Raw genomic sequence first — 11769 nt, 5'->3', positions numbered from 1 at the left:
GGTCGCCTCCCATGGCCCGATGCGGGTCGGGACGCTCGCCCAGCGGATGGGCGCGGTGCCCTCGACGTTCAGCCGCACGCTGGACCGGATGGTGAGCGGCGGCTGGATCGCCCGCACCGAGAACCCACACAGCCGGCGCGAGGTGCTGGTCAGCCTCACCGAGGCCGGTCAGCGCCTGGTCGACGAAGTCACCGACGGGCGCCGACGCGAGATCCGCGAGATCCTGGCCGGCCTGAGCCCACAGCAGCGGACAGCGGTGATCCGCGGGCTGACGCTCTTCAACGATGCCGCCGGCGAGGCCAGCGTCGAGGACCTGCTCATCCTCGGCCTGTGACCAGTCCGACTAGCCCGAGACCGGCCGGCCCAGCAGCCAGGCGATCCCGGCGACGGCCTGGTCGGCGGTCCAGACGCCGTTCTTGTGCAGGTTCTTGCGGCCCTCGTCGCTGAGGAACGTCTTGATCTTCCCCGGGATCGGCGTGCCGGCCGGCGCGGTCGGCATCCCGTCGAGGATGTAGCGCTCCCGCTGCCGGGTGTCGAGGAAGAACAGCTCGTCGGAGTGCTGGATGTCGTAGGTCAGCAGCTTGCCGGTGCGCCAGTTGCGCACCCTCTCGTCCTGGGGCACCTTCTTCCAGAACACGCCGAAGAACTTCCAGATGGCGTGCACGTCGGCGGGTTTGCCGGTCAGGAGCAGCCAGTTCGGCAGCGCACCGCCGCCGTACTGCCGCTGGTAGGCGCGCAGCTGCGCGGGTGTGTCCCGCTGCGGATCGACGGTCAGTGTGATGAAGACGACGTCCTTGGCCGCCGTGGTGTCGGCGTCCACCTGTCGCGCGGTCTGCACCAGCGTGGCGGTGTCGATCGGGCAGGTCTCCTGGCACAGCGTCATCGAGTCGGAGATCACCACCACCTTGCCGGCGAAGTCGGACAGATGGCGTACGGCGCCGGTGCTGTCGGTCAGTGGCAGGCTGAGCAGGTCGGCCGGTACCGGCTGCGTCAGCCGGGTGCCCACCGTCTGCGGCGGTGCCGAGGGGCGCTGTCCACCGCCGGTCGCACCGGCGCTGCTGCCGCATCCGGAGAGCAGCAGCGGAAGCAGGAGGAGCAGGGCGACGGGGGCCGAACGACGCAGGCGGGGCACGTCTGGGCAGGCTACCCCGGCCCCGAAATGTGGCCGGCGCCGTCTCCGGAGGAGGACGGCGCCGGCCGGCGTACTGCGGGTGTCACCAGGTGTCACCAGGTGTCACTCCGAGAGGCGCAGCCCGCTCTCGGTGTCGAAGACGTGCACGTCGGACGGGTCGGTGGTGACGTGGATGACGTCACCCTTGCTGACCTTGTCCTTGGCGCCCACGCGGACGATGACGGTCGAGGGGGTGCCCTCGACGTCGCAGGAGCCGTAGACGAACGAGTCCGAGCCGAGCTCCTCGACGACCGTCACGGAGATCGGCAGGCCACCCTCGCTCGGGCCGACCAGGCGCCAGGCCTCCGGCCGGACGCCGACGGTGATGTTGCCGCTCATCTTCTTGGCCGCGGCGGGGTCGACCGGCACCAGGTAGTCACCGATCTTGGCGTCGCCATCGGCGGCCTTGGCCTCGATCAGGTTCATCTGCGGGGAGCCGATGAAGCCGGCCACGAACAGGTTGACCGGTCGGGAGTAGAGGTTGAGCGGCGTGTCGACCTGCTGGATCTCGCCCTTGTTCATCACCGCGACCCGATCGCCCATCGTCATCGCCTCGACCTGGTCGTGGGTGACGTAGACAGTGGTGACGCCGAGGTCGGCCTGCAGCTTGGCGATGTCGGTGCGGGTCTGGACGCGCATCTTGGCATCGAGGTTCGACAGCGGCTCGTCCATGCAGAACACCTGCGGCTGGCGCACGATCGCGCGACCCATCGCCACGCGCTGGCGCTGGCCTCCCGAGAGGGCCTTCGGCTTGCGCTCGAGGTACTCGGTCAGCCCGAGGATGCGGGCGGCCTCGTCGACGCGGCGCTTCTGCTCCGCCTTGTCGACCTTGGCCATCTTCAGCGAGAACGCCATGTTCTCGGCGACGCTCATGTGCGGGTAGAGCGCGTAGTTCTGGAAGACCATCGCGATGTCGCGGTCCTTGGGCGGCATGGTGGTGACGTCGCGGTCGCCGATCAGGATCTTGCCCGCGGTCACCTCCTCGAGCCCGGCGAGCATGCGCAGGGTGGTCGACTTGCCGCAGCCGGAGGGGCCGACGAGCACCATGAACTCGCCGTCCTTGATCTCCAGGTCGATGCCGGGAACGGCGGGGCTGTCGGCCCCGGGGTACCAGCGCTGAGCCTTCTGGAAGGTCACAGATGCCATGTTGAGTTTGCTCCTTCACCGGCAGGTACGTGCCGGACGATCCGTAGTGAAGAGACGCCGCACCGATGTGTGGCGCGTGTCACTGTACGGCATCCGCAGGCGCATGAAGATCGCCGACCGTGGACAAAGAGCAACACATGCGTTAGACCAAGTGACGTAGATCACTGTCGATCGACGAAGGGCGGCGCGATGACGCGAGCGCGAGGGAGGGGGCTCGCCGCCTGCGCCGCCGCGGCGCTGGCGACGACGACGCTGGCCGCGTGCGGCTCCTCCAGTGGCCGGGCCGAGATCATCTGGTACACCAATCCCGACAACGGCGGTCAGGCGGCGCTGGCCAAGGACTGCAGTACGCCGCAGTACAAGATCACCACCCAGATCCTGCCGCAGGACGCGACCCAACAGCGCGTCCAGCTGGCCCGCCGGCTCAACGCCCACGACGACTCGATCGACCTGATGAGCCTCGACCCGGCGTACACGGCGGAGCTCGCCAACGCCGGCTACCTCGCCACCATCCCGGCCGCGCTGCAGGCGACCCTGAAGCAGCAGTCGTTCAAGGGGGCGGTGGCGGCCTCGAGCTGGGACGGCAAGCTGGCGGTGGCGCCGTTCTGGTCCAACACCCAGGTGCTTTGGTACAAGAAGTCGGTCGCACAGAAGGCCGGGCTGGACATGAGCAAGCCGGTCACCTGGGACCAGATCATCGACGCGGCGGTCAAGACCCACACCAAGGTCGGCGTGCAGGCCAACAAGTACGAGGGCTACGTGGTGTGGATCAACGCCCTGGTCGAGGGCGCCGGCGGTGACATCGTCAGCGATCTTGGCAAGGGCGACGACGCCAAGGTCGACCTGGACTCCACCGCGGGCCGCGAGGCGGCCGCGGTGATCGCGAAGCTGGCCCACAGCTCTGCGGCGCCGCCCGACCTCTCCATCGCCCAAGAGGGGCAGTCGGAGGCGGCGTTCGCGGCGTCCAACGGTGGCTTCCTCACCAACTGGACCTACATCTACAGCGCCCACCACGACGCCATGAAGGACGACCTCGGCTACGCCCGCTTCCCCGAGACCGTCGCGGGCACGCCCTCCCGGCCGCCGTACGGCGGCATCGGGATCGGAGTCAGCAAGTACTCCAAGCACATCGACCTGGACATGGCGGCGGTCAAGTGCCTCACCTCCCCCACCAGCCAGGGCAAGTACGCCGTCGCCGAGGGCAACATGCCCGCCAGCCCGGCCGGCTACGCCTATCCCGCACTGACCAAGGCCTACCCCGCCGACCTGCTCGCGCTGTTCCAGGAGAGCGTGAACGACGCCGGGCCGCGGCCGGAGACGCCGTACTGGAGCGACATCTCCGGCGCCATCCAGTCGACCTGGCATCCACCGGCCTCGGTCAACTCCGGCACCCCGGCGAAGTCGGCGAGCTTCATCGATGACGTCCTGCACGGAAGGAGCCTGCTGTGAGCACCACCGTCGCAACGGCCGGAGCCCGGCGGGCGCGTCCCGCGGCGACCGACCGCGCCGTCGCCGAGAACCGGCTCGGCCTCAAGCTGGTGGCTCCCGCCGTCGTCATCATGCTGGTCGTGACGGCCTGGCCGATGATCCAGGCGCTCTATCTCTCGCTCTTCCGCTACCGGCTCACCACGCCCGACGACCGCGGCTTCGTGGGCCTGGACAACTACGGCACCATCCTGAGCGACTCGCTGTTTTGGAAGGACACCTTCAACACCATCGTGATCATGCTCGTCAGCGTGGTCGTCGAGCTGGTCATCGGCTTCGCCTTCGCGATGGTGATGCACCGGGTGATCTTCGCCCGCGGGTTCATCCGCACCGCGATCCTCATCCCCTACGGCATCATCACGGTGGTCTCGGCGTTCGCCTGGCAGTTCGCCTTCAGCCTCAACAACGGCTTCGTCGACAGCTGGTTCTCCTGGCTACCGGGCATCACCAGCGGCGCCGACGCCACCAACTGGTTCGGGCATCACTGGCCGGCGATGTTCGCCATCGTGGTCTCGGAGATCTGGAAGACCACGCCGTTCATGTCGCTGCTCCTGCTGGCCGGGCTCTCCCAGGTCTCCGAGGACATGATCGAGGCCGCCCAGGTCGACGGCGCCACCTGGTGGCAGCGACTGTGGAAGGTGATCCTGCCCAACATGCGGGCCGCGATCATGGTCGCCGTCCTGTTCCGAGCGCTGGATGCCTTCCGGATCTTCGACAACATCTACGTGATGACCCGGGGCGCGCAGGACACCGAGTCGTCCTCGTTCCTCACCTATCGCCAAGTCATCGAGCAGTTCCAGCTCGGGCTGGGCTCGGCACTGTCGGTGCTGCTGTTCCTGACCGTGCTGCTGCTGGCGTTCATCATCGTCAAGATCTTCCGGGTCGACCTCGCCCGGGCCCGAGGGGAGGCGTGATGGCACGCACCACGCGCAAGTCCGTCTTCGGCACCTGGGTCGGCTTCGTCATCATCCTGGTCTGGTGCCTGCTGCCGGTCGCCTGGATCCTGTCGCTGTCGTTCAAGTCGCAGGCCGAGACCAACTCCGGCAGCCCGCGGTTCCTGCCCAAGACCTGGACCGTGCAGAACTACCGGGACATCCTGTCCAACCACGACTTCCTCTACGCCCTGCGCAACTCCTTCGCGATCGCGATCATCGCCACCGTGCTCTCGGTGATCTTCGCGACGCTGGCGGCGTACGCGATCGCGCGACTGGAGTTCCGCGGCAAGCGGCTGGTGCTCTCGCTGGCGCTGGCGATCGCGATGTTCCCGGTGGTCTCGCTGATCAGCCCGCTGTTCGACATGTGGCGCGCGTTCCACCTGTTCAACACCTGGCCGGGCCTGATCATCCCGTACATGACCTTCACGCTCCCGCTCGCGATCTGGACGCTCTCGGCGTTCTTCCGGGAGATCCCCTGGGAGATGGAGCAGGCGGCCCAGGTGGACGGCGCGACGCCGTGGCAGGCGTTCCGCAAGGTCATCGTGCCGCTGGCAGCGCCGGGCGTGTTCACCGCCGCGATCCTCACGTTCTTCTTCGCGTGGAACGAGTTCGCCCTGGCCATCTCGCTCACCTCGACGACGGCGGCGCGCACGGTGCCGGCCCAGATGTCGTTCTTCGTGGGCAGCGATCCGTTCAACCCGCCGTACGGGCAGTTGGCGACGGCGTCGGTGATCGTCACGATCCCGATCGTCATCCTCGTCCTGCTCTTCCAGCGCAAGATCGTCGCCGGGCTGACCTCCGGCGCAGTGAAGGGGTGACCCATGGCGTCCATCACCATGAACCACATCGTCAAGCAGTACGGCGACGGCTTCCCGGCGGTCAACGACGTCACCATCGACGTCGCCGACGGGGAGTTCATGATCCTCGTCGGACCCTCCGGCTGCGGGAAGTCGACGCTGCTGCGCATGATCGTCGGCCTGGAGGACATCACCTCCGGCGACATGCTCATCGGCGACCGGCGGGTCAACGACCTGGCGCCGCGCGACCGCAACCTCGCGATGGTCTTCCAGAACTACGCGCTCTACCCGCACCTGACGGTCTTCGAGAACATCGCCTTCCCGTTGCGGCTCGCCGGCGTCGAGGACAAGGTGGTGCGCGCCCAGGTGGAGGAGGCCGCCGCGACTCTGGAGCTGACCGAGCACCTCGACCGCAAGCCGGCCAACCTCTCCGGCGGCCAGCGCCAGCGGGTCGCGATGGGACGCGCGATCGTGCGCAACGCCGACGCCTTCCTCTTCGACGAGCCGCTGTCCAACCTCGACGCGAAGCTGCGCGGACAGATGCGCACCGAGATCTCCCGGCTGCAGAAGCGGCTGGGGATCACCACCGTCTACGTCACCCACGACCAGATCGAGGCGATGACGCTCGGCGACCGGGTGGCGGTGCTCAAGCGCGGGCTGCTGCAGCAGCTGGCGACGCCGCGCGAGCTCTACGACAACCCTGCCAACCTGTTCGTGGCCGGCTTCATCGGCTCGCCACCGATGAACTTCATGCCGGCGACCGTCGAGGGCACCACCCTCAAGCTGCCCTTCGGGGACATCGAGATCCCCGCCGAGAAGGCCCAGCGAGTCGCGGGCAAGGGCCTGCTCATCGCCGGCATCCGGCCGGAGAACTTCGCGGAGTCCTCGGCGCCGCACGCCCGCGACGTCTCGGCGGCCAACACCTTCTCGGCCACCGTCGACGTCGTCGAGTGGCTCGGCAACGAGACCTACGCCTACCTGCCCTTCGACGCACCCGCCGAGGTGCAGAGCCAGCTGGAGGACCTGGAGAAGGAGCTGGACGGCGAGGTGGTCCGCACCCAGCTGGTCATCACCCTGGACGGCTCCAGCCGGGTCCGCGAGGGCGACACCGTGGAGATCTGGATCGACGCCACCAAGGTCCACCTCTTCGATCCCGCGACCACCGAGAACCTCACCGTCGACCTGGAGCACGCCGGCAAGATCCCCGCCCTCCAGGACGCGCAGGAGTCGCCGGCCGCGCCGTAGCGCCCCGGCGGCGGGATCCGGCTCAGCGGCCGATGGCCGGCCTGCGGTTGACGTCCACGCCGCCCATCAGGGCGAACCCCTTGATCCGCAGCGTCGGCGCGTCCGGGCCCAGCGAGGCGTCGTGGCCGGGGCCGGAGAAGCCGCCCATGATGGCGGTGCCCTCCATCACCACGTTCACCCCCGGACCGACCCGGATGCTCGCCCCGCCCATCACCGCGTTGATCACCAGCGTGCACTCCCGGGCGGCGAACGTCGCCTGGCGCAGGTCCAGGTCGGCGCCACCCATGAACGCGACCACGGTCATCTGCTCGGGCATCGTCCACACGCCCTTGCGCTCCAGGCCGGAGAGGATGCACAGGTGCCGCTCGCTGGAGCCGGGCTGGGTCTCGACCCGGTTGCCCGGCCCCGGTGCCGGCGGCGCGGCCGGCCGCTGCGCCAGGGGCAGGTCGGCCGTCAGCGGCACCAGGTCGGCGTAGGTCCTGGCGGCGTAGGCCGCCTCGAGCCGCTCGTCGAGCTCATCGAGGGTGATGCGGCCCTCGCCGGCGGCCCGGCGCAGGATCTCGGTGACGTCGTGGCGCTCGGCGTCACCGATGCGCAGCTCGGGCGTGCGGTCGTCCATGGACCTCAGCGTAGTGAGGGCTCGACGTACACGCTGCCACCGAGCTCGACGAACTGCGCCGACTTCTCCGCGAACCGCTCCCGGACGTCCTGGCTGATCCGCATCGAGCAGAACTTCGGGCCGCACATCGAGCAGAAGTGCGCGGTCTTGGCGTTCTCGGCCGGCAGGGTTTCGTCGTGGAACGCCTCGGCGGTGACCGGGTCGAGGCTCAGCGCGAACTGGTCGCGCCAGCGGAACTCGAAGCGCGCCCTGCTCAGCGCGTCGTCCCACTCGCGCGCGCCGGGGTGGCCCTTGGCGACGTCGGCGGCGTGCGCGGCCAGCTTGTAGGTGATCACGCCGGTCTTCACGTCGTCGCGGTCGGGTAGGCCGAGATGCTCCTTGGGCGTGACGTAGCAGAGCATCGCGGTGCCGTGCATCGCGATCGTGGCCGCGCCGATCGCGGAGGTGATGTGGTCGTAGCCGGGCGCCACGTCGGTGACCAGCGGGCCGAGGGTGTAGAACGGCGCGCCGTGGCACCAGTCCTGCTGGAGGTCCACGTTCTCCTGCACCAGGTTCAGCGGCACGTGGCCGGGGCCCTCGACCATCACCTGCACGTCGTACTCCCAGGCCCGGCGGGTCAGCTCGGCCAGAGTGCGCAGCTCGGACAGCTGGGCCTCGTCGTTGGCGTCGGCGGTGCAGCCGGGTCGGAGGCCGTCGCCGAGGGAGAAGCTGACGTCGTACTGCCGGAAGATCTCGCAGAGCTCGTCGAAGTGGGTGTAGAGGAAGTTCTCCTCATGGTGAGCCAGGCACCAGCCGGCCATGATCGAGCCGCCGCGGGAGACGATGCCGGTGACCCGCTCGGCGGTGAGCGGGACGTAGCGCAGGAGTACGCCGGCGTGGATCGTCATGTAGTCCACGCCCTGCTCGCACTGCTCGACGACGGTGTCGCGGAAGACCTCCCAGCTCAGCTTGTCGGCCTCGCCGTTCACCTTCTCCAGAGCCTGGTAGATCGGGACGGTGCCGATCGGCACCGGGCTGTTGCGGATGATCCACTCCCGGGTGGTGTGGATGTCCTCGCCGGTGGAGAGGTCCATCACGGTGTCGGCGCCCCAGGTGATCGCGTGGGTGAGCTTGTCCACCTCCTCCGCGATGGAGGAGGTGACGGCCGAGTTGCCGATGTTGGCGTTGATCTTCACCAGAAAGCGGCGTCCGATGATCATCGGCTCGGACTCGGGGTGGTTGACGTTGGCCGGGATGATCGCCCGGCCGGCGGCGACCTCGCTCCGGACCAGCTCGACGTCGCATCGCTCGCGGGCGGCGACGTAGCGCATCTCCTCGGTGACCATCCCGCGGCGGGCGTAGTGCATCTGGGTGACGTTGCCGCCCCGGCGGGGCGCGCCCCGCTCGCCGTGCCACTCGTCGCGTGCCTGGCCGCGCCGGAGTGCGGACCGGCCGTTGTCGAGCAGCTGGGTCTCGCGTCCGGCGTACGGCGCGGTGTCGGCGCGACCCTCGATCCACCCGGCGCGCAGCCGGGGCAGGCCGTCCTCGGGGCGCGAGCCGGGCCCGGCGGTGGTGTAGCGATCGAAGGTCTCGCCGTTGGTCAGCGTCACGCGGGTGACCGGGACCCTCAGGTCGCCGGTCAGGACGCGCTGGTGGGCGGGATGGACTGTCATCGGTGTTCTCCTGTGGTGGTGTCGGCTGTGATGTGGGCGATCGGGCCGCGGCCGCGGCCGAGCTCCCAGGTGCTGCTGCGGGCCAGCTGGGCGGTGGTGAAACGGGCCGCCCGCACGGCGATCCACCCAAGTGCCTCCGGCGCGCGGCGTGCCCGCGTGGCGAGCGGCTCCGCGGAGTACGTCGGTGGACCGGTGTGCGGGAGGTCCGCGGGGAGGTGCGCGGTGACGGCGGCGCTGAACGTGCAGCCGGTGCCGTGGTCGTTCGCCGTCGGGACGACGGGGTGGCGAAGCGGCTGAGGAGCATGGCCGGGCACAGCGAGCCAGTCAACGCAGTCGACCTCGTCGATGACGTCGGCGCCGCGGATGACGTCGGCGCCGTGGATGACGTCCGCGCCGTCGACGCCGGCCGGGGCGCCGCCGGTGACGATCACGGCCGGTCCGTGATCCGCCAGCTCCGCCGCCAGCCGCTCCGGTGGCCCGTCACGGCCGAGCAACACCCGCGCCTCGGCGGCGTTGGGAGTGATGAGGGCGGCGACCGGCAGCAGGAGCTCGCGGTAGGCCGCGGTCACCTCGGCATCCGCGAGCACGGCACCGGTGGTGGCCCGCAGGACCGGGTCGACCACGATCGGCAGGTGAGCGCAGCGCTCGGCGACCAGCCGGACCGTCTCGACCGAGGCGAGCACGCCGGCCTTCACCGCCGCCACCGGCAGATCACCGAGGACCGCGTCGAGCTGGGCCGCGACGACCTCCGTCGGCACGGTGTGGACGGCGTGCACCGCGGTGGTGTCCTGTGCGGTGAGCGCGGTGACCACGCACGCGCCGTGCACGCCGAGCGCCGCGAAGGTCGCCAGGTCCGCGGTCAGGCCGGCCCCTCCCCCGGAGTCGGTCGCGGCGATCGAGAGCACCACCGGCGGCGTCATCCGAGCACCGCCAGCAGGTCACGGACGACCGAGGCCGGCGACGCCGCGCGCATCACCGCGCCCATCACCGCGATGCCATCGGCACCCGCCGCCAACGCCGCCGCGGCGTTGCCCGGGTCGATCCCGCCGAGCGCATAGGTGGGCAGGGGCAGGTCGGCGTACTCCTGCGGCGGCAGCGGCGGGCCGTAACCGGGCTTGGACGCGGTCGCGGCGAACGGTCCGAGCGTGGCGTAGTCGCATCCGTCCGCCGCCGCGGCCTCCACCTCGGCCCGGCTGTGGCAGCTGCGCCCCCGCATGTAACACGCTGTCCACGTCGGTAACACGTCGACGCGTCGACCGTCTAGTGCGCCGAACAGCGTGTTACATGGGCCGGTCGGCAGATGCAGCCCAGCCGCACCGGCCAGCGGCCGGCGAGCGGCGATGACGGTGGCACCGGCATCCGTCAGCGACCGGGCCAGGGCGGCGCGCCGGGTGTCGGGCAGGTCCAGCTCGCGGAGTACGACGTGGGTCGCCCCGGCATCCAGGCACTCCAGGAGGGTGCGCTCCAGGCCGCGTCCGAGGCGCAGCTGGGCACGGTCGGTGAGCAGCAGGAGCCTCATCCGATCCGCCCCGCCATCGGGCTCGAGGCCCGGGCCACCGCCCGACGCGGGATCCGGCCGGCGGCCCGCGCCGCCTCGCCGGCGACGACGCCGAGCCGCAGCGCGCCGGCCATCGCCACCGGGTCCTCGGCGCGGGTGATCGCGGTCGCGGCCAGCACCGCGGCACAGCCCAGCTCCATCGCCAGCGCCGCGTCGGAGGCGGTCCCGACCCCGGCGTCGAGCACCACCGGCACGTCGACCGCCGCCACCACGGCCTCGATCGCGTGCGGGTTGAGCACGCCCAGTCCCGACCCGATCGGCGCACCGAGCGGCATCACCGCGGCACAGCCGACGTCCGCGAGCCGCCGCGCCAGCACCGGGTCGTCGGTGGTGTAGGGCAGCACCGTGAAGCCGCGTCGTACGAGCGTCGCGGCGGCCTCCAGCAGCTCGACCGCGTCGGGGAGCAGCGACGTCTCGTCGCCGATCACCTCCAGCTTCACCCACTCGGTGCCCAGCGCCTCGCGGGCCAGCTCCGCGGTCAACACCGCCTCATGCGCGGACAGACAGCCGGCGGTGTTGGGCAGCAGCGGCACCCCGGCACGCCGGACGATGTCGAGCAGCCCGCCGGCCGCGGTGGCGGAGGTACGGCGTACCGAGACCGTCACCAGACCCGGGCGAGCCGCGGCGAGTACGTCGGGCAGCAGCGCCAGCGACGGCAGCCCACCAGTGCCGAGGAACAGCCGCGAGGAGAGGACACGCCCGCCGATGACCAGGTCAGCCACCCTGCACCGCCGTGACGATCTCGACGCGATCGCCGGCCACGAGCCGGTGGGACTCCCACGACCCGCGCGGCACCACACCGCGGTTGACGGCGACGGCCACGCCGCCGAGGCGCCGATCGGCGAACCGCTGCTCCACGAGATCGGCCACGCTGCCCTCGAACGGGGCCGGCTCGCCGTTGAGGATGATCGTCATGCTGCTCCTTCCCGGAAGCGACGGGGATCGAGGCCGGGCTCGACCCGACCGGTCTCGAGGTGGTCGGCGACCAGCCGCGCGGTGAGCGGCGCCAGCAGCACGCCGTGCCGGAAGTGGCCGGCCGCCAGCACCACCCCGGGCGTCTCGGCGGGCCCGACCAGCGGCAGGTTGTCGCGGGTGCCGGGCCGGTCCCGCGCGGTCGCCTCGACGAACCTGGCGCGGCCGAGCGCGGGCAGCAGCCGACGG

General features: G+C 70.5%; 14 protein-coding genes. 5 read left to right on the top strand and 9 right to left on the bottom strand.

Features of this window, described 5'->3' with window-relative positions; all coding sequences use genetic code 11:
- Positions 1-334: MarR family winged helix-turn-helix transcriptional regulator (locus VHA72_RS04510; RefSeq protein ID WP_325573248.1), on the top strand; the 334-nt coding region annotated here is incomplete at its 5' end.
- Between the two features lie 9 nt (positions 335-343).
- On the opposite strand, the gene VHA72_RS04505 is transcribed toward VHA72_RS04510, so the two are convergent.
- Together VHA72_RS04505 and VHA72_RS04500 are read right to left on the bottom strand one after the other, a co-directional pair.
- Positions 344-1132, bottom strand: coding sequence for an SCO family protein (locus VHA72_RS04505; protein ID WP_325573247.1), 789 nt, complete (start codon positions 1130-1132; stop codon positions 344-346).
- A gap of 102 nt (positions 1133-1234) precedes the next feature.
- Complete coding sequence (locus VHA72_RS04500; RefSeq protein ID WP_325573246.1) at positions 1235-2317, bottom strand: ABC transporter ATP-binding protein; 1083 nt, start codon at positions 2315-2317, stop codon at positions 1235-1237.
- A gap of 189 nt (positions 2318-2506) precedes the next feature.
- On the opposite strand from VHA72_RS04500, the gene VHA72_RS04495 reads away from it, so the two are divergent.
- From VHA72_RS04495 to VHA72_RS04480, 4 genes are read left to right on the top strand one after another with little or no spacing between them, the layout of a single operon-like run.
- Positions 2507-3766, top strand: a complete 1260-nt coding sequence (locus tag VHA72_RS04495; RefSeq protein ID WP_325573245.1) for an extracellular solute-binding protein — start codon at positions 2507-2509, stop codon at positions 3764-3766.
- Complete coding sequence (locus tag VHA72_RS04490; protein WP_325573244.1) at positions 3763-4716, top strand: carbohydrate ABC transporter permease; 954 nt, start codon at positions 3763-3765, stop codon at positions 4714-4716. Before VHA72_RS04495 ends, VHA72_RS04490 begins: the two co-directional genes overlap by 4 nt.
- Positions 4716-5555, top strand: coding sequence for a carbohydrate ABC transporter permease (locus VHA72_RS04485; protein WP_325573243.1), 840 nt, complete (start codon positions 4716-4718; stop codon positions 5553-5555). Before VHA72_RS04490 ends, VHA72_RS04485 begins: the two co-directional genes overlap by 1 nt.
- Before the next feature lie 3 nt (positions 5556-5558).
- Positions 5559-6779 carry an ABC transporter ATP-binding protein gene (locus VHA72_RS04480; RefSeq protein WP_325573242.1) on the top strand — a complete coding sequence of 407 codons (1221 nt, stop codon included), beginning with the start codon at positions 5559-5561 and terminating at the stop codon, positions 6777-6779.
- A gap of 22 nt (positions 6780-6801) precedes the next feature.
- On the opposite strand, the gene VHA72_RS04475 is transcribed toward VHA72_RS04480, so the two are convergent.
- The 7 genes from VHA72_RS04475 to VHA72_RS04445 form a co-directional block, all read right to left on the bottom strand.
- Entirely contained in the window at positions 6802-7398 is a 597-nt protein-coding gene (locus tag VHA72_RS04475; RefSeq protein ID WP_325573241.1) for a DUF1707 SHOCT-like domain-containing protein, read from the bottom strand.
- Positions 7399-7403: 5 nt separating this feature from the next.
- Entirely contained in the window at positions 7404-9050 is a 1647-nt protein-coding gene (thiC, locus tag VHA72_RS04470; protein ID WP_325573240.1) for a phosphomethylpyrimidine synthase ThiC, read from the bottom strand.
- The gene (gene thiD, locus VHA72_RS04465; RefSeq protein WP_325573239.1) at positions 9047-9970 is read right to left on the bottom strand and encodes a bifunctional hydroxymethylpyrimidine kinase/phosphomethylpyrimidine kinase; all 924 of its coding nucleotides are present in this window, start codon (positions 9968-9970) and stop codon (positions 9047-9049) included. Before thiD ends, thiC begins: the two co-directional genes overlap by 4 nt.
- The gene (locus VHA72_RS04460; RefSeq protein ID WP_325573238.1) at positions 9967-10569 is read right to left on the bottom strand and encodes a thiamine phosphate synthase; all 603 of its coding nucleotides are present in this window, start codon (positions 10567-10569) and stop codon (positions 9967-9969) included. The genes thiD and VHA72_RS04460 overlap by 4 nt, the downstream gene beginning before the upstream one ends.
- Positions 10566-11330: a thiazole synthase gene (locus VHA72_RS04455; protein ID WP_325573237.1), complete on the bottom strand. Its 765-nt coding sequence runs from the start codon at positions 11328-11330 to the stop codon at positions 10566-10568. The genes VHA72_RS04460 and VHA72_RS04455 overlap by 4 nt, the downstream gene beginning before the upstream one ends.
- Complete coding sequence (thiS, locus tag VHA72_RS04450; RefSeq protein ID WP_325573236.1) at positions 11323-11523, bottom strand: sulfur carrier protein ThiS; 201 nt, start codon at positions 11521-11523, stop codon at positions 11323-11325. The genes VHA72_RS04455 and thiS overlap by 8 nt, the downstream gene beginning before the upstream one ends.
- On the bottom strand, positions 11520-11769 hold a 250-nt coding region (locus VHA72_RS04445), incomplete at its 5' end, for an FAD-dependent oxidoreductase (RefSeq protein ID WP_325573235.1). The genes VHA72_RS04445 and thiS, both read right to left, overlap by 4 nt.

This window comes from Nocardioides sp. (assembly GCF_035547795.1).
GTDB lineage: Bacteria > Actinomycetota > Actinomycetes > Propionibacteriales > Nocardioidaceae > Nocardioides.
This window is presented reverse-complemented; position numbering and strand designations above follow the sequence as displayed.

Bases quoted from the DNA above. Each gene is read 5' to 3' on its own strand.
- thiD (WP_325573239.1), bottom strand. From the start codon at position 9,970: ATGACGCCGCCGGTGGTGCTCTCGATCGCCGCGACCGACTCCGGGGGA.
- VHA72_RS04495 (WP_325573245.1), top strand. From the start codon at position 2,507: ATGACGCGAGCGCGAGGGAGGGGGCTCGCCGCCTGCGCCGCCGCGGCG.
- thiS (WP_325573236.1), bottom strand. From the start codon at position 11,523: ATGACGATCATCCTCAACGGCGAGCCGGCCCCGTTCGAGGGCAGCGTG.
- thiC (WP_325573240.1), bottom strand. From the start codon at position 9,050: ATGACAGTCCATCCCGCCCACCAGCGCGTCCTGACCGGCGACCTGAGG.
- VHA72_RS04500 (WP_325573246.1), bottom strand. From the start codon at position 2,317: ATGGCATCTGTGACCTTCCAGAAGGCTCAGCGCTGGTACCCCGGGGCC.
- VHA72_RS04485 (WP_325573243.1), top strand. From the start codon at position 4,716: ATGGCACGCACCACGCGCAAGTCCGTCTTCGGCACCTGGGTCGGCTTC.
- VHA72_RS04475 (WP_325573241.1), bottom strand. From the start codon at position 7,398: ATGGACGACCGCACGCCCGAGCTGCGCATCGGTGACGCCGAGCGCCAC.
- VHA72_RS04460 (WP_325573238.1), bottom strand. From the start codon at position 10,569: ATGAGGCTCCTGCTGCTCACCGACCGTGCCCAGCTGCGCCTCGGACGC.
- VHA72_RS04480 (WP_325573242.1), top strand. From the start codon at position 5,559: ATGGCGTCCATCACCATGAACCACATCGTCAAGCAGTACGGCGACGGC.